Raw genomic sequence first — 15,692 nt, forward strand, 5'->3', positions numbered from 1 at the left:
CACGCATGGCCGTGCACGTTGCACCATGGTGCTGTGTAGTACGCCGGAACAGCGGGGAGCGTGGCACGTGGACGTCCAGGGCACGGTGGCGGACGGCTTCGAGCCGCTCCGGGAGGCGTTCGTGCGCAACTTCGATCAGCGAGGGGAGCGCGGGGCGGCCCTCGCCGTCTACCGCGACGGCCGGAAGGTCGTGGACCTCTGGGGCGGCACCCGCGATGTCGACGGCACCGCCCCGTGGGCCGTCGACACCGCCCAGGTCGTCCGCTCGGCGACCAAGGGCGTCGCCGCCTCCGTGCCGCTGCTGCTGCACCAGCGGGGGCAGCTCGACCTGGACGCCCCGGTGGGCACGTACTGGCCCGAGTTCAAGGCCGCCGGCAAGGACCGGGCCCTCGTACGGCATCTGCTGGCACACCGGGCCGGGGTCCCCGTGCTCGACCGGCCCCTCACCGCGGCCGAAGCCGTCGACGGCACGTCGGGCGCGCTCGCGGTCGCCGCGCAGGCACCGGTCTGGGAGCCCGGAACGGATCACGGCTACCACGCCCAGACGTACAGCTGGCTGCTGTCCGAACTCGTGCGCAGGGTCACCGGACGCACCATCGGCCGCTGGATCGCCGAGGAGATAGCCCGCCCCCTCGACCTGGACTTCTGGGTGGGCCTGCCCTCCGAGGAGGCGCACCGCGCGGGCCGCATCGGCCCGGTGGACGAACCGCCCACGGCCGCGGGCGGCGGGCTGAAGCTGCGGCCCAAGCGGTCCGTCACGGACGCCTACCGCGACCCGGAGTCGCTGACCCGTCGCGCCTTCGGCGCGATCGACCCGCTGCCGGACGAGAACGCCCCCCGCTACCGCGCCGCCGAACTCCCCGCGTCGGGCGGGATTTCCACGGCCCGCGCCCTGGCCCGCTTCTACGCGGCCACCATCGGCGCCGTCGACGACGGCCACCGCCTGTTCGCCCCGGCGACCCTCACCCTCGCCCGCACCGAGGAGTCGGCCGGCCTCGACCGGGTCCTCGTCATCGGCACCCGCTTCGGCCTCGGCTTCATGCTCCACGGCCCGGCCTCCCCACTGCTGGGCCCCGGCTCCTTCGGCCACCCGGGCCGAGGGGGCTCCCTCGGCTTCGCGGACCCCGAGTCGGGCATCGCCTTCGGCTATGTCACCAACGGCATGCGCAAGGGCGTCACGGCGGACCCGCGAGCCCAGGCACTGGTGCGGGCGGTGCGGGCGGCGCTCTGACCGTCGCGACGGTCTCCCACGTCCGTCCCACCGCGGGACGACGAGCCGACGGTCCCGGTACTCCCGCGACGCCCGCGCGGCGAGGCGTGTGACCGCCGCCGTCAGCCCGCCCTCAGCATCAGCCCGATGCCCACCACCATCAGCCCCGCCGCCACGATGCGCGGACCCCCGAAGCGTTCCTTGAAGAAAAGGGCGCCTATCGCCGCGCCGACGATGATCGACGACTCCCGCAGGGCGGCGATCGGGGCCAGTGCGGCGCGTGTCTGGGCCCAGAGCACCAGGGAGTACGCGACGAGGGACAGCACCGCCCCGAGGAAGCCGCGGGCCGCGTGGGGGCGCAGGCGGGCCAGGAGGGTGCCGCGGAAGCGGTACCCGGCGTAGGCCGGGATCGCCAGGCCCTGCATCAGCATCAGCCAGGCGATATAGCCGATGGGGGTGCCCGAGGCGCGCACACCGACGCCGTCGACGACCGTGTACGCGGCGATCGAGAGCCCGGTCGCGAGCGCGGCCAGCAGCGCGGGCCAGTGCGGACGGGTGCCCGCGCCGCGGAAGCCCCACAGGGCCACGCCGACCAGGCCGGCGGAGGCGACCGCGACGCCGGTGAGCTGCCAGGTCGTCAGGCTCTCCCCGACGAAGACCGCGGCGAGCACGGTCACCACCAGCGGGGCCGTGCCCCGGGCGATCGGGTACATCTGGCCGAAGTCACCGAGCGTGAACGACCGCATCAGCAGCACCTGGTAACCGACGTGCAGCAGGGCGGACACCACCAGGCAGGGCCAGGCCCCGGCCTGCGGCAGCGGGGTGAAGCAGGCGGCCACCGCGGCGATCGCCGTCGAGCAGCCCCCGATCAGGGTGAACGCGACGAGCTGGTCCCTGATGGTGTGCGCGAGCGCGTTCCAGGTGGCGTGGGTGAAGGCGGCCAGCAGCACAGCCGCCGCGACGAGCGGGGTCACGTGCCGGTCACCCCGCACCCGGTGGCGGCTAGGCCGTGTTCTGGAACTCCCGCCTGGCACGCGCCTCTCCCAGCGCTTCGCCTGGGAGGTGCCCCCGGCACGCTCACTCGCTGCGTTGTCGAGATCGTCCAAGTACGCCCGGTACGAGGACGTCCCCCGTCCTTCGGTGGGGGTACCCCCACCGCCTTGCGATTGCACGCACCAGACGCCGCGAGCCCTTCCCTCCGGGCGGACGGCGCTAGGGCGTGTTTCGAAAGTCCCGCCTGCCCCGCGACGCCTGGCACGCACGCTCGCAGCGTTGTCGGAATCGCCCAAGTACGCCCAGTACGAGGGCGACCCTCCGCCTTGCGATCGCACGCACCAGACGCCGCGGTGCCCGCCCTTCGGGCGGACGGCGCTACTTTCGAAACACGCCCTAGCTCCAAAACACCGCCCAGCGGCAAGCGGGCGGGGAACTCCGGAGCACTCATGGTCCGCACGCTAACCGTCAGCTGTACGGGCCATGCGCCCGGGTGCCCGCCTCCGTCGACCGTTATGTCCGCCCGGTCCTCGTTCAGTCCGCGTTCAGCACCGACGCGACCAGTGGGCCGGCCGCGTCGCCGCCGTGTCCGCCCGAGTCCACGACGGCGGCTGCCGCGAGGTCGTCCGCGAAGCCGGTGAACCAGCTGTTGGACGTGGCGTTCCCGTCCACTTCCGCAGAACCGGTCTTCGCTCCCTTGTCCCCGCCGACCTGCGCCATGGCCTTTGCGGCGGTGCCGCTGGTCGCGGTGCGGCGCATCATCTCCCTCAACTGCCCGGCCACGGAGCCGGGCAGGCTGCGTGCGGCGGTGGCCCGCTCGCGGCCGTCGAGGTCCAGAGGCACGATGATGGGCTGCTTGAACGTGCCGTTCTTCGCGGTCGCGGTGATGGACGCCATGTTCAGGGCGTTCATCTGCACGGTGCCCTGCCCGATGTACTGGGCCGCCGCCTCGCCCTGGGTCTCCTCCGGCACGCTTCCGTCGAAGGACGTGATGCCGGTCTGCCACTCGAGCCCGATGCCGAACACCTCGCGCGCCTCCTTCGGCAGCGCGGAGTCGTCGTTCGCCTCGTCGATCAGCTTGATGAAGGCGGTGTTGCAGGAGCGCGCGAAGCTCTCGGCGAAGGACTTGCCCTCGATGGCGAAGTTGTCCAGATTGTGGAAGGTCCGGCTGTAGTAGACGGCGTCCTTGGGGCACTCGACGGTGCGTCCCGCGTCCACGAGGCCCTTCTCCATCAGCATCGCCGAGGTGGCGATCTTCAGGGTCGAGCCGGGGGCCTGCTTGCCCTGGAAGGCCGCGTTCCAGCGCCCGTCGCGGTTGTTGGCGACCGCCCGCACCTCCCCGGTGCTCGGCTTGATCGCCACCACCGAGGAGTTGCCGAACCGCATCACCGCCTTCTCGGCCGCCGCCTGCACGCCGGCGTCGAGCGTGGTCGGCAGCTCGCCGGGCTCCCCCTTGGACAGGGTGAGCAGCGTCCGGTCCGGCGCGTCCGCCTGGCCGCTCTCCACGACCAGCTCCACTCCCGCCTTGCCGCCCGCCTTGTCGCCGTAGCGCTCGCGCAGCTCCTCCAGGACCGGCCCGAGCGAGGGGTACTTCTCCTTGGTCAGCTCCTCGCCGTTGCGGTCGACCGCCTTGATCGGCGGCGCGGTCGCGGTCCCGGTCCGCAGCGACTCCCCCTTGCGCAGCTCCGGGTGCAGCACCCCCGGCTGCCAGTCCACCAGCGGCCTGCCCGTGGTCAGTCCACGTACGACGGTGAGCGAGGAGCTGTAGGCCAGCGGCTTGCTCTGCCCCTGGTAGGAGAGCACCGCCCTCACGGTGAACGGCACCTTCGTGCCCGCCGGCCGGCCCGGCGTCAGCTTCACCTCGCCTATGTGCGCGGTGCTGCCGTACCCCGTGAGCGCGGGCCGCGCCTCGGCCGCGTTGTTGGTCAGATCGGCGGCCGCCTCCGCGTCACCCCGCGCCCATGCCGCGAGGAAATCCTTCGCGGTCGCCTGGATCTCCTCGGAGCTGGGCGGCCCGCTTCTCTCCGACGCGGACAGGGTCCCGGTGCCGTCTTTGCCGCCGTCCCCGTCGTCCGTCACCAAGTCGTACGCGCCGTACGCCACCCCCGCTGTGAAAACGGCGAACACTCCGCCGACTATGGCGATTTTCGCTCCACTGCGCATTGCGTGGTCCCTCCCCGTGGCGACCACCGGGTCCGATGGTCACCTGGCCATGATGTGAACGCGTTCAAGTGGTCGGGCTCACCCTAAGTGGCCTACGTGGCAACGGGGATGGTCGTTACCGGACCGGAATCGGGGGCCGGAGCGAGTGGCGCGTCACGTCACCGGCACCGGACAAGCGAGGAGCCGGGGCCGTCAGGACGGCCCCGGCTGCCTTCATCTCACGGGTCAGGCGTCGGCGGTGGCCTTGCGGCGGCGAGTGACGACCACGGCCCCGGCGCCGAGCGCGAGAGCCACGCCACCCGCAAGCGCGATCGCGGGCATGGCGCTGCTCGAACCGGTCGTGGCGAGCGCGCCGCCGGATCCGGTCACCGCGGTCTCGGACGAACCTCCCTGGGCGCTGGGGGCGGGGGAGTCGGGGGTGCTCGTCTTCCCCTTGGTGCCGGCGGCTCCCGTCTGCCCCTTGGAGCCGGCAGTCTCGTCGGGCTTGCCCGGACCGCCGGCCTCGCCGGGCTTTCCGCTCTCCTGCCCCGGTCCCTCGCCGCCGGCGAGTGCCTTCTCGGCCTCCACGAGCGCCTTCTTGGCGTCCTCCAGCTTCTGCTTCGCCGCGTCCCGCGTCTGCTGGAGGCCGTAGATCACCCGGGCCTGGGCCACAAGGGCGTCGTCGTGGGCGTTGGAGGCCTCTCGGGCCTTGGCGTCGGCGGCAGTCTTCGCCGCGGCGGCGGTCTCGGCGGCCTTCCTGGCCTCGTCGAGCGCCTGCTGCGCGGCGGCCTTGTCCTCGTCGGTGGTGGCGTTGTCCAGCTTGGACTGCGCCTCCACGACGGCGGCGTCCGCCTCGGCCTTGGCCGTGGCGGCGGCCTTCGCCGCCTCCCACGCCTGCCGCCTGGCGGCCGCCAGGGGGAAGGTGTCCTCGTTCATGGAGTCGAAGACGTCTTCGGCGTCCTTCTCCGCGATGACGGCGGCGTCGTACTCCTTCTGCGCGAGGTCGACAGCCTGCTTCAGCTCTTCGACGGTCGGCGTCGCCTTCTGCGTCCAGGCGGCCGGCTTCTCCTGGGCGAAGGCGGGCGTGGCGGAGAGGAGTACGACCGGCGTGGTCACGGTGGCGGCGATGGCGGTCACGAGAGCGCGGCGCAGTTTCAAGAGGTTCCCCCTGGTCGGTGGTCGTGAGGCGGCCACGCCTGCGGAGTGTTCACGCAGCGCGTGGCGCCCCGGCGATGCTATGGCCCGAAATGAGCCTGACCGCGCCGGATTTCCCGCGCCCCCACCGGAGTCACCGCTTCCCCTGGTGGACATACCTTGAGAAAAAGGATAGTTGCCCATGGAGGTCGCGGCTGATCTGTGAATCACCTCATGGTCACGAAACGGGTGGTACGGCCGTCAGCCGTACCACCCCTGCTCCCCGGAACCCCCCGGCGCTAGACCCAGGTGTCCAGCCACATCCTGTTGCGCCAGTCGTCCATCGGGATCGCCTGCCCCGTGTAGATCGGCCAGAAGTAGATGAAGTCCCGATGGCCCTGCCCCGCAGAGCCCTGACCAGCCTGAACGCCACCGGTCCGGGTGCTGAGGAGGTCACTGGGCCGTCTCTGGGCCGTGATCATGGTCCGGTGAGGTCGCGAATATCCCGTCGACGGCCTTCCGGGTCCGGCCCTCGCTGCTGGGCATCAGGTGCGTGTACGTCCGCAGGGTGAAGCCCGGATCGGCGTGGCCGAGGTACTGACTCAAGGCCCGGATGTTCTCGCCGGCGTCGAGCAGAACGGACGCGTAAAAGTGCCGCAGCGCGTGCATCCCGTGCTGGGGAGCGGAGGCGTACCGCTCGCCCTCTCTCGGCGGCGGGATGATGCCTGCGAGCGTGAGGGCGGGTTTCCACATGTGGTCGTTGAAGTGGCTGACCCGGACGAAGCTGCCGCGCAGGCTCGGAAAGACGAGTGACTTCGTCACGGGCGGACCGTCCGGTGTCCGCCAGGGCAGGGTGACCGTAACGGCGGGGTGGAGCTTGGAGTGAGCGCGCAGGGCCGCCACAACGGACCGGGGCAACGGCACGGAGCGCGCTTTGGCGCCCTTTGGCGGGGCGAAGACATACTTGCCCCGGATGCGCTTCAGCTGGTGCTCCACACGGAGCCACTCGCCTTCATAGTCGATCTCCTCTTCAGACAACCCGAACACCTCGCCCTGCCGCAGGCCGCAGCCACTGGCGATGTCGACGGTGGTCCGCAGATGCCGAGGCAGCGCGGCCCGCACCGCCAGCACCTGCGCGGTGCTCCACGGCGTGACGCGCGGTGGGGCAGGCTTGGGCACCTGCACAGACCGGGCTCGGCACGGATTCTTGGACAGGAGTCCGTCATCCACTGCGGCGGCAAACGCGGCGTTGACCGTGCCGAAGATGATCCGGCGGTGCGAGGAGGCAGGGACGTTCTCCTCCAGCTCTCCCAGCCACGTCCTGATGTGGCCAGGCTGGAACGACGGCATGGGGCGGGTGCCGATGTAGGGATAGGCATGCAGCCTCAGCCGCCGTTCCGCAGCCTCGCGGCTGTTGATCTCCGTGGTGTGGGTCTTCACCCACTTCTCGGCGAACTGCCGGAAGGTGACGCGGTTGGCGCGCGGGTCCACGTATTGGCCTCTGGACATGTCGGCCGCGGTCTCGTTCAGCCACAGCTCGGCGAGACGCTTCCGCTTGTCCGGGAAGGACTTGCTCTTCTCGGTGCCGTCGGGACCGACGTACCGCGCGCGGTAGCGAGCACCGGCGCCGTGCCGATCGGTCTTGACCCGCCGGGTCTTGCCGTCGGGCCCGGTCTCGGTCTTGTACCAGCGGTCTTGGATGTGGCCTGCCACGTGAGGGCTCCTCTGGGGAAGCGCTGAGGGCGGGCCCTGTTGGGCCCGCCCTCGAGGTCGGGTGGAGGTTAGGCAGCTTGGCTGAGGTCCGCGCTCTTCTGCTCGGCGATCCAGGCGTAGACGTCGGCGGGGTCGTAGCGGAGATGTTTACCGACGCGGAATCCGGGCGGACCGGTGCGCTTCTTGCGCCACTGGTAGACGGTCTCCACGGGAACGTCGAGGAGTTCGGCGATGTCGTCGGGGTTCAGATATCGGTCGGGGAGGCCGGCGCGCAGGATGGCGCGTGGGCTGCTCTGGGCGGGCATTGCTCCTCCGGCGGTTGGTTGGGGCGAGTGTCTGTCCGAGGTTCGGATTTCTGCGCCATCGCGTCACCTACGTCATTCGTGGCCCTGACCTGCGTTTTTGGGTGACGCAAGGGGTGGGGTGCGCCTCGCGCGTGAAGGCGGGGCCGCTGCGCAGCGCGACCTCTTGCTGCGGCGGCAAGCCGCCGAACAAGCAAGAAGAGCACCGGGGCTTCCCGTACGAGGTGCTCTTCTTGCTCGTGCGGGCGCGCATCCGGTAGAAGGCGGCTCGGCTCATGCCGAGTTCGGCGAGGACTTCGGCGAGCTTGAGCAACTGCGGGCGTGGCATCGGGCTCCTTCAGCCCGGTCCGGGGCGCGAAAACCCCGGAAAGTACTGACAGAACTGACAGAACCTCGCCATGTGGCCTCTGACCTGGGCTTTTGGCCGGTTTGGGCTGCGTGACAAAACCTCAAAAAACTCTGACAGAACCTCGAAAACCTCGGTTCTGTCAGACCGGACGGCTCGCCCTCGGCGAGGTTTTTGGAGTTCTGTCAGAGTTTTCGGAGGTTTTGTCAGAGCTCCGAAAGTGCCCGTTTCCGCAGTTCAGAGGCCTAGTCGGGAGGTTCTGTCAGTTCTGTCAGAGGTTTCGGGGGTTTTCAGGCAGCGGGGGTGAGGCGGGGATGGGTCTCGTAGCGGGGGGAAGGCGGCCGGCCGCCGCGTGTGGTGCGGGGTGGCGGGGGCTGCTGGCGGATCCAGCCGTGTTCCTCGAGGAGGTCCAGGGCGGGGTCGAGATCGCCCATGGCGAGGAACTCGCTGCGGGGCACCGCGCGAAAGAGGTCGCGCTTGGTGAAGGTGGCGGTGCGGGTCTCGGTCAGGTGGGTCAGGACGGTGTGGGCGGCTTCCTGAGCGGGGTCGGCCTTCATGGCGTTGAAGACGTCGAGGGCGTGGGCGGTGAAGTAGTCCCCGAGGCGGGTGGCGGCGGCCATGGTGGCGGCGGCGATCGGACGGATCCAGGCGTCCTCGGGGTGGGCGGCGAGGTGGAGGAGCCCGGCGATGCGGGCTACAGCGCCGTCGCGCTTGCTGGCCCAGTTCACGATCGGCGCGAGGGTCCCGTCCTTGCGGAGGCGGGATTCCGTGACGCGCTGGTAGGCCAGCAGGACCGCGTCGGCCTCGGAGGTGAGGGTGAGCTCGGCGGTCTCGGTCCAGCCCGCGAGGGTCATGGCGAGGCACCCGAGCTTCTGTGCGTAGGTGCCGGCGGTGTCGGGACTGAGGAGTTCGGGAGTGAGGTTGCGGTAGCCGACGAGGGATTCGGGCTTGGAGTAGAGGAACCTGGCGAGCAGGCCGCGCCCCTCGGCGCCCTTGATCTGCCCGATGGAGTCCAGGACATCCGGCTGGACGGCCAGGCCCATGGTGATGGCGGGGTTCTCGATGTACTGGGCGTCGCGGGCCTGGCGGTTGACGCGGGCCATGTCTCCGGCGTGGCCCTTGAGGAAGATCCCCATGTTCGGGACGCCGGAGTACCGTCCGGCGATGATCTCGAAGATCTCACCTTCCGGGGACAGGATCGAGATCCTTCCGTCCTGCTGGGCGAGGAGGCTGGTCAGACTCTCGGCGGTAACGTCGTCAGCCACAAGCTGCGGCTCCGCCGGGACGACGGCCCGCTCGGCGGCCTCGGAGAGAGAGACGGCCTGGGCGGTCAGATCGGCCAGCTTCTCAACGTCGGCGTTGGCCGCCAGCTTCTCGGCCTTCTCGGCCGCAGCCTTCGCGATCCGGGCCGACGCTGCCGCCTCGGCACGCTGCGGCGCCGTGAGGTCGATGAGGGCCTTCTCGGCGGCGAGGAGGGGCTTGGTCATGAGCCCGAACACGGCGCTCTTGCGGTTGCCGGGCGGGAGAGCGACGGCGGTGTAGAGGTTGACCGGCTCGCTCCACTGCCCGCGCACGGTCACGGTGAGGCGCCCGCCGGCGGCCGTGCCGATCACGGCGAGCGCGAGACACCCGGCGAGGTCGACGGGCGTCTGCGTCTCCTCCGCGACACCGGCCGTCATGGCGGCAAGCCAGTCGGGCAGGGCGTCCACGGGGAAGGTCGGGAGCTGCCCGCGCGGGTTGAGCGGTACGGGCTCGTCCCACACCGGCCCGGCGACATCCTCGGCAGTCATTTCGTCGAATCCGGCCCACAGCTCGGGGTCATGCGGAGTCATGCGGCTTCCCTTCGCGGGGTGAGGCGGGAGCAAGCTGCGCGGTGCTCTGCGTGGTCGGCGATCAGCGCGAGGACGCGGGCGCGACCTGCGGCGAAGATGTCCCGGCCGCAGGAACACCAGGAGCGCACGCTCGGGCTGGCGCCGTACGAGGGCGGGGCGACGATGTGGAGCCAGGCCACCGGCCGGCGCCCGTCATTGGCGCGGGGGTCAGGGCGAACCGATGAAGGGACGCCTTCGGCGACGACTTTTGGCGCGCTACTGCCGTCCGTGGTGGGGGTCGGTTCGGCGGGGCGAGGGCGGGTGCTCATGTTGTCCTCACCAGGACGGCGCCGAATCCGTTGGTGACGGCCCGCTCGGCGTAGGCCTCGGGGACGTCTACGGACACGGCCGCGTCGATGACGTGCCGGGCGAGGATCTCCAGGCCGCAGGGGCCGGGGCAGGTGGTGTGCTGGTTGGCGAGGAAGCGGGCGACTCCGTACGCCTTGGATCCGGCGCCCTCGTTGCGGCAGGCGGTGATCCTGGCGAGCCCGCGCTGCAGCCCGGTACGGACGAAGGTGTTGTTGTGGCGGCAGCCGGTGGCGACCGATCGGTCCCAGGTGGCGCGGGCCGGTGAGGAAGAGTCCACCTCCCCTCCCCGGGAGCGGGTGGACTCTTCCCTGCCGACCAGGGCGCGCACGGTATCGGGCAGGACGGTCATGGCGCCGGTGCCGGTGTTGATCCAGCGGGCGTAGGACATCAGGGACTTGATGTCCACGCCGGGTCGGACCCCATTGGCGGACTGCATGGTGCCCCGGTAGACCCAGTGCTCGCCGCGGGTGGTCGCCACGCTCTTGGTCACGGGGAGGGCCTGGCGGGCCCAGGCCACTGCGTCGGCGTTGTCGAGGTCCACGACGGTGAGGCCGGCTCCGCCGGGGTGGTAGGCGACCCCTCCGGCCTGCTGCCAGGCGCGGGCCCACGCCGGGGAGGTGAGGACTGCCGGGTCGGTGGTGGCGGCAGCCCAGGCGTGGCAGGGGGCGGGGCACTGGCAGGGCCCGGCGAACTTCATGTTCGGGCGGTCCCCGCACCGGCAGGGCCCGGCGCCCTTGCTGCTGGTGCAGGCGACACAGTTCCCGACGGGGAGCTTGCTCGCGCGCAGGGGCAGGACGGGCAGGCCGATCTCGGCGAGCCACAGTGCGGTACGCAGGTGCCCGGTCGCGGTCCTCATGCGGCCACCGCTCCGGCCGGGGTACGGGCGAGGAACGCGCGGCCGAGCCAGTGAGCGAAGGCCGGCGGGATGGCCTCGGTGAGTTTCTCGCGGACGTCGGTCCAGTCGATGCCCATCGCCTGCTGCAAAAGCAACGGCCGGTCGGCGTTCGATGCTCGCCGAATGTCGGCGGTGTGAGTCATGCTGGAGTCCTCCAGTTCAGTGGAATGTGCTGGTTGACGAGGGCGGCCCCGGTCTTTGGCGAGAGGGGGGCCGCCCTCGTTGTGTCTGCTGGCGCTCAGTTGTTGATCTGCCTGCGTACCTCGGCGATGAGGCGGAGGGTTTCGTGTGCCATGTCGGCGATTGTGCGGAGCTTCTCTTCGACGTCGGCCAGGTTCGGCTCGGTGAAGGAGAAGGACGGTTCGCGGTTCGGTTGGGGGTCGGTGAACGAGAACGACACGGGGTGGCTCCAGCCGGTCAGATGTTCATGTGGTGTGCGCGTTGGATGGCCGCCTCCCACACGCCGCGTACCTGTGCGCCGGTGTGGGAGTCGTTCCAGGAGGGGATCGCCTGCCACTGTTTGCCGTGCTGGTGGCGGGCTTCGACCAGGAGGAGGTTCCCTGCGTCCTGGTAGGCGTTGTTGCGGGTGCCGGCGGCTGCTCGCAGGGCGCCGATGGAGCAGCGGGCGCCTTCGGGGTGGATCAGGTGGTGCTTGGCCCAGCCGTGGGTGTCGAGGAAGGCGAGGGCGTCGGTGAGGGTCTTCTCGACCGGCCCGGGCCTGTGCACGGGCGGGGCGGGGGCCGCGGGGACGCTGGGCTCTGGGGCGGGGTCGAGGAGTTGGAATGCCTTCGTGTACAGGTCGGGGTCGATGGGGGTGAAGCTGGTCTTGGTACGGGTGTTCATGCTGCCCTCCACAGTCCGTTTTCGTTGGTGACCTCGTCGCGCTTCTTCAGCTCGGACAGGCGCGGTTTGATGTGTTTCGCGGACGTGCCGAGCTTTCGGGCGATGGTCTCGGCGGTCATGGGGATGGATTCCTGTCGCAGGAGTTCGAGGATTCGTGGCTTGATCAGCTCCTGTCCGTCCGAAGGGCCGGCGGGGGTGGCGGGGCCGGTTTGGGCCCGCTGTGGTGGCCGTTCGGGCGGGCCATGCTGTGCTGCGGTGAGGAGGTCGGCGAGGCTTCCGATCAGGTTCTTGCCGCGCTGGTCGACCGTCGCGGTCTGCGTGATGGCCTCCCGGTGCTGCCAGGAGTCGCAGTCCTCGACGGCGACGGGCGGCATGGTTCCGGTGAGGGATGCGGGGGCTACGTCCAGGTGCAGGGAGCGGAACTGAACGGCCTGTGAGCCGGGGGTGAGGAGGTAGCCGAGGCCGAACGTGCCGTCCTCGGGACCAGCGGCAGCCGCGGTCGCCAGGCCGGTCATGTCCCGCTCGGCGACCTTGGCGTACTGGCCCGGCCACGAGGAAGGGATCGACGACAGGTCGATGCCCTCGGCGCCCTCGACCGCGTTCGCGCCGACTAGGGAGCCCTGTCCCCTGGCGCACCGCAGGAACACCGCGCCGCCACCGATGAGGAGTTGGGAGCGGATGACCGTGGAGTTGCCGAGGTCTTCGGCCAGCGGGGTCTGGGTGGCCAGGACCACGCCGATGCCCCGCTTGAGGGACCGGCGGGTCAGCTGCTCCACGATCGCTTTGGCCTCCAGGTGGTACGGGGAGGAGACCGACAGCAGCATGTGTGCTTCGTCGATGACGGTCAGGATCAGTGGGTCGGTGAAGGGGAAGGACGGGGAGCGGTAGCGGGCTTCGCGGTCGAGCATCATCGCGTAGGCCAGGCGAAGGGCGCCCATCGCTTCGTCCAGGCCGTCGCCGCAGTACGCGGAGAGAGGGGCTCCGGCGATGGTTCCGGCCTGCGGGGACGCCAGGATCACGCCGATGCGTGAGCGGTGGGCGGAGAGCAGGACTTGTTCCAGGCATCCGGACTTGCCGGAGCGGGAGCCGCCGACCAGGTAGAGGTGGCGGGCCCCGGAGCCCGGCTGGGCCAGGGGGACGAGGGCGGGGCGTGCGTCGATGTAGGTGCCCAGGCGGATGTATCCGCGTGCGTCCATGGCCAGTTCGTCCACGACCGAGGAGAGCATCGTGCCGTGCATCAGCGCGTGTTCCTTCATCACGCGCACCCCCATCTGCGAGGGCTTGTCGGTGGGGGCGAGAGCGATCTGGATGGTCTCCAGGTCGAGGTTGCCGGCGAGGTCTTGGATGTTGACGGTCCCGATCGCCTTGCGGTCGCGGGTGGCGATCCCTTCCCAGTCCAGGGGCCCGTCGTAGCGGGTGAGAGCCAGGGTTGTGCCGGGCATCGCTCCCTCCGGCACGGCGACGTGCGCGGCCCACACCTGCTCGGGAGTCGTGGGCGTGCCGGTCGCCGTGATCTGCGGTTGTTCCGCTGCCTTGGTGAGGTGGACGGTGATGGGCAGGGCGTTCGGTGCGTAGTGCTTGGCGTCGCCCATCTCCACCTGGGAGACGGGGATCTGGTAGACGGCGGCGATGTCCGCAGCCTTCACCCTCACCTGCTGGCCCTGGGGCAGCGTGATGACCCCGGTGAACGACACGTGCTCGTCCCCGACGTCGAGGGCGAGGTGGGCGAGGTCGGCCCCGGGCTGGATCAGCTTGCGGCCCTCGGTCTGGGTCGGGCCGGAGATGAACTCCGCCCACCAGGCGGTGATCAGCTGCACCTGCGAGGTCTGCCCCGGCGCGGCCGTGGCCGTGGCGGGGAGCGTGGGGAGTTCGCTGGTGGTGTTGCGGTGGTGGGCGAGGGCTGCTGCTCCGGCCGGTACGGCGAGGCCGAGGGCGATCAGCGGGTTCATGCCGCTGGTGATGATTTGGTGTGCGGCGATGCCGGACCCGGTGGCGGTGATACCGCAGGCGATCAGGGAGCGCAGGGCCGGGGCGGAGGCATTAACGGCCCACGCTCCCACTCCGGCCGCCGCTGCGGCGAGGGCGGACCAGGGGCCGACCGTGAGCGCTCCTACGGCGAGGGCTGCGGGCGCGTACTGGATGAACTGTGCTCGAGTCGGCCCCATGGTCCTGGTCTCCTTACTGCTGGGTGTAGAAGGCGGCTTCGGCCATGTCGACGGGGGAGGTGTCCACGGCGTCGGCGATGCCCCCGTGGTCGGACTCGACAGCGGTCTTGGCGTCGTCGGCGGCCGCGGCCGCGCTGTCCGCCGCGGCGGTGTAGGCGCCGGCCGCTTCCTTGGCGCCGGTCATGGTCAGGGCGGCGTCGGCGAACTCGGCGGTGGTGGCCGCGTCCACGGCCAGCGCCTTCATCGTTTCGGAGGCGTCCTGCATCTGCTCCGCGGTCTCGTCCACGGTGGCGGTGAGGTTGGTGACGGTCTCGGCGTGGGCGTGAACCTGGTGGGTGAGCCAGGCGAGCTTCGTCCGCAGGGCCGCATACGTCGCGGCGTCCTTCAGCGATTCGGTGACAGACATGCGGGATTCCTCCTCTGCTATCGGGCGTTGTAGAAGTCGCGTTCGGCGGGCTTGGTCAGCGGGGAGTCAGCGACGGCCCTAAAGATCTGGCCGTGGCGGACCTCGGCGTTCGCGGACGCGGTCCGGCACGCTTCCTCGCCGCCCTGGATCTGGTCGTGAAGCGTCTTCGCGGCGGCGGCCTGGAGGTCGAGCTGCTCCTTGAGGTGCTCGCACTTGCCGATGAGGTTCTCGCCGACACCCTGCTCCGTGATCTCGGCGATGAGCACGTCGCAGTCCGCGGCCAGCTGCGCGGAATCGTCCACGAGTTCCAGACAGGTCTCCGTGCTGGACTGGCACAGGGTCGCGGCGCCTTCGGCGAGGTCGATGACCTGCGTGAGGGTGAGGACCTCACCACCGCTGTAGGTACGGGACTTCCCCGCGGCCGTGGTGACGTGAACACCCGTCTCGTCGACGGTCGCTGTGTGCGGGATAGGCGGGTTGGGCTGCATCGCAGGGTCCTTCCAGATCTGCTCGGGGATCGTGACGGCAGGCGGGGCAGGGACAGCGCCGGGCGGCGGGATCGTCGGCCCCGGCACAGGCGTCGGAGGAGCAGCGCCAGACGGCGGCGCAGTATGCGGCGGCGTTGGGGGCTTCGGCGGCGGAGCGGTCGGCGGCGTTGGGGGCTTCGGCGGCACGGTGGTCCCCGAGGCAGGCGCAGAGGGACCCGGCGGAGCCGCGGTAGGAGGCGAACCGGAAGGCACGGTGCCCGGTTTCTTCAGGTAGGCGGACCGCCATCCATCACGCAGACCCCCGGCCCAATGGGCACCCGCGAGAAGCCCGTAATGCGCTTTCGCCGCCGCGTTGTAGGAGGCGTTTCGGAAGGTGTCCGGTGCCCGGGTCGGCTCCCATTTGGCTTTCGGTTTCGGCGGAGGTTTCTTGATTCCCGCCTGCTCGTATTGGCCGTGGGTGTTGTCGACGCCGACGAGGTAGGTGATGGCCAGCAGGATGAGGAGTTCCACGAGCCTCCTTCCATGACGCTGTGTAGTTGTCGGGGGTTACGAGTTACCGGTTACAGACCCTGCGGACACCGGTTCGGGCCGCCCAGGGCGGGGACGGGGTGGCGTCTGCGGCCTGTAACCGGTAACCAGTAACCGGCGCGGAGCGGGCCTAGCGTGACGTTCCGATGTTGCTGACCGTGTCGTTGGCCGTGTTGAAGACCGATTCGAGCGTGCTGCGGATCTCGTCACTGAACGGCGTGTACGGCAGGAAGATCCCGGAGACGACCAGCATCAGACAGATCGCCATCTGCTTTCCCTTGGTCTTCTTGAAGGTGAAGAACAGGGCCCAGCAGAACAGGGCCAGGGCGAAAAACTGGAGCGTCATT

Annotated in this window: 15 protein-coding genes and 2 pseudogenes; 1 reads left to right on the forward strand and 16 read right to left on the reverse strand. The window is 70.3% G+C overall.

Annotated elements, in window-relative coordinates; translation table 11 throughout:
- The first annotated feature begins 67 nt into the window (after positions 1 to 67).
- A complete protein-coding gene (locus ABZ532_RS11600) occupies positions 68 to 1,231 on the forward strand; it encodes a serine hydrolase domain-containing protein (protein WP_361281291.1) in 1,164 nt (387 codons plus the stop codon).
- Between the two features lie 101 nt (positions 1,232 to 1,332).
- On the opposite strand, the gene ABZ532_RS11605 is transcribed toward ABZ532_RS11600, so the two are convergent.
- From ABZ532_RS11605 to ABZ532_RS11680, 16 genes and pseudogenes are all read right to left on the reverse strand, one after another.
- On the reverse strand, positions 1,333 to 2,184 hold the full coding sequence (locus ABZ532_RS11605; RefSeq protein WP_361281293.1) for a DMT family transporter: 852 nt from the start codon (positions 2,182 to 2,184) through the stop codon (positions 1,333 to 1,335).
- 553 nt (positions 2,185 to 2,737) lie between these two features.
- Positions 2,738 to 4,366, reverse strand: coding sequence for a penicillin-binding transpeptidase domain-containing protein (locus ABZ532_RS11610; protein WP_361281295.1), 1,629 nt, complete (start codon positions 4,364 to 4,366; stop codon positions 2,738 to 2,740).
- A gap of 225 nt (positions 4,367 to 4,591) precedes the next feature.
- A complete protein-coding gene (locus ABZ532_RS11615) occupies positions 4,592 to 5,503 on the reverse strand; it encodes an LPXTG cell wall anchor domain-containing protein (RefSeq protein ID WP_361281297.1) in 912 nt (303 codons plus the stop codon).
- 429 nt (positions 5,504 to 5,932) lie between these two features.
- Positions 5,933 to 7,192: a site-specific integrase gene (locus tag ABZ532_RS11620; protein ID WP_361281299.1), complete on the reverse strand. Its 1,260-nt coding sequence runs from the start codon at positions 7,190 to 7,192 to the stop codon at positions 5,933 to 5,935.
- A gap of 68 nt (positions 7,193 to 7,260) precedes the next feature.
- On the reverse strand, positions 7,261 to 7,497 hold the full coding sequence (locus ABZ532_RS11625; RefSeq protein ID WP_361281301.1) for a helix-turn-helix domain-containing protein: 237 nt from the start codon (positions 7,495 to 7,497) through the stop codon (positions 7,261 to 7,263).
- A 238-nt stretch (positions 7,498 to 7,735) separates the two neighbouring features.
- A pseudogene (locus ABZ532_RS11630) lies at positions 7,736 to 7,822 on the reverse strand (excisionase); the annotation flags it as partial.
- Between the two features lie 308 nt (positions 7,823 to 8,130).
- Positions 8,131 to 9,672, reverse strand: a complete 1,542-nt coding sequence (locus ABZ532_RS11635) for a YfjI family protein (protein ID WP_361281303.1) — start codon at positions 9,670 to 9,672, stop codon at positions 8,131 to 8,133.
- Complete coding sequence (locus ABZ532_RS11640) at positions 9,669 to 9,980, reverse strand: hypothetical protein (RefSeq protein WP_361281305.1); 312 nt, start codon at positions 9,978 to 9,980, stop codon at positions 9,669 to 9,671. Before ABZ532_RS11640 ends, ABZ532_RS11635 begins: the two co-directional genes overlap by 4 nt.
- The gene (locus tag ABZ532_RS11645) at positions 9,977 to 10,876 is read right to left on the reverse strand and encodes a bifunctional DNA primase/polymerase (protein ID WP_361281308.1); all 900 of its coding nucleotides are present in this window, start codon (positions 10,874 to 10,876) and stop codon (positions 9,977 to 9,979) included. The genes ABZ532_RS11640 and ABZ532_RS11645 overlap by 4 nt, the downstream gene beginning before the upstream one ends.
- Positions 10,873 to 11,016 (reverse strand): annotated as a pseudogene (locus ABZ532_RS11650) (DNA methylase); the annotation flags it as partial. The gene ABZ532_RS11645 and the pseudogene ABZ532_RS11650, both read right to left, overlap by 4 nt.
- Positions 11,017 to 11,153: 137 nt before the next feature.
- Positions 11,154 to 11,315, reverse strand: a complete 162-nt coding sequence (locus ABZ532_RS11655; RefSeq protein ID WP_361281310.1) for a hypothetical protein — start codon at positions 11,313 to 11,315, stop codon at positions 11,154 to 11,156.
- Positions 11,316 to 11,332: 17 nt separating this feature from the next.
- Positions 11,333 to 11,758, reverse strand: coding sequence for a hypothetical protein (locus ABZ532_RS11660; RefSeq protein WP_361281312.1), 426 nt, complete (start codon positions 11,756 to 11,758; stop codon positions 11,333 to 11,335).
- Positions 11,755 to 13,923: a hypothetical protein gene (locus tag ABZ532_RS11665; protein ID WP_361281314.1), complete on the reverse strand. Its 2,169-nt coding sequence runs from the start codon at positions 13,921 to 13,923 to the stop codon at positions 11,755 to 11,757. The genes ABZ532_RS11660 and ABZ532_RS11665 overlap by 4 nt, the downstream gene beginning before the upstream one ends.
- Before the next feature lie 13 nt (positions 13,924 to 13,936).
- Entirely contained in the window at positions 13,937 to 14,329 is a 393-nt protein-coding gene (locus ABZ532_RS11670; RefSeq protein WP_361281316.1) for a hypothetical protein, read from the reverse strand.
- Between the two features lie 17 nt (positions 14,330 to 14,346).
- Positions 14,347 to 14,817, reverse strand: a complete 471-nt coding sequence (locus ABZ532_RS11675; RefSeq protein ID WP_361281318.1) for a hypothetical protein — start codon at positions 14,815 to 14,817, stop codon at positions 14,347 to 14,349.
- Between the two features lie 658 nt (positions 14,818 to 15,475).
- Complete coding sequence (locus ABZ532_RS11680; RefSeq protein WP_361281321.1) at positions 15,476 to 15,691, reverse strand: hypothetical protein; 216 nt, start codon at positions 15,689 to 15,691, stop codon at positions 15,476 to 15,478.
- Position 15,692 lies beyond the last annotated feature (1 nt).

It is taken from the genome of Streptomyces sp. NPDC019396, from assembly GCF_040632375.1.
In the GTDB taxonomy this organism is placed as follows: Bacteria; Actinomycetota; Actinomycetes; order Streptomycetales; family Streptomycetaceae; genus Streptomyces.

What these genes read in the sequence shown, in the direction of transcription:
- ABZ532_RS11610 (WP_361281295.1), bottom strand. Translation starts at nt 4,366, where the DNA reads ATGCGCAGTGGAGCGAAAATCGCCATAGTCGGCGGAGTGTTCGCCGTT.
- ABZ532_RS11625 (WP_361281301.1), bottom strand. Translation starts at nt 7,497, where the DNA reads ATGCCCGCCCAGAGCAGCCCACGCGCCATCCTGCGCGCCGGCCTCCCC.
- ABZ532_RS11635 (WP_361281303.1), bottom strand. Translation starts at nt 9,672, where the DNA reads ATGACTCCGCATGACCCCGAGCTGTGGGCCGGATTCGACGAAATGACT.
- ABZ532_RS11640 (WP_361281305.1), bottom strand. Translation starts at nt 9,980, where the DNA reads ATGAGCACCCGCCCTCGCCCCGCCGAACCGACCCCCACCACGGACGGC.
- ABZ532_RS11645 (WP_361281308.1), bottom strand. Translation starts at nt 10,876, where the DNA reads ATGAGGACCGCGACCGGGCACCTGCGTACCGCACTGTGGCTCGCCGAG.
- ABZ532_RS11660 (WP_361281312.1), bottom strand. Translation starts at nt 11,758, where the DNA reads ATGAACACCCGTACCAAGACCAGCTTCACCCCCATCGACCCCGACCTG.
- ABZ532_RS11665 (WP_361281314.1), bottom strand. Translation starts at nt 13,923, where the DNA reads ATGGGGCCGACTCGAGCACAGTTCATCCAGTACGCGCCCGCAGCCCTC.
- ABZ532_RS11670 (WP_361281316.1), bottom strand. Translation starts at nt 14,329, where the DNA reads ATGTCTGTCACCGAATCGCTGAAGGACGCCGCGACGTATGCGGCCCTG.
- ABZ532_RS11675 (WP_361281318.1), bottom strand. Translation starts at nt 14,817, where the DNA reads ATGCAGCCCAACCCGCCTATCCCGCACACAGCGACCGTCGACGAGACG.
- ABZ532_RS11680 (WP_361281321.1), bottom strand. Translation starts at nt 15,691, where the DNA reads ATGACGCTCCAGTTTTTCGCCCTGGCCCTGTTCTGCTGGGCCCTGTTC.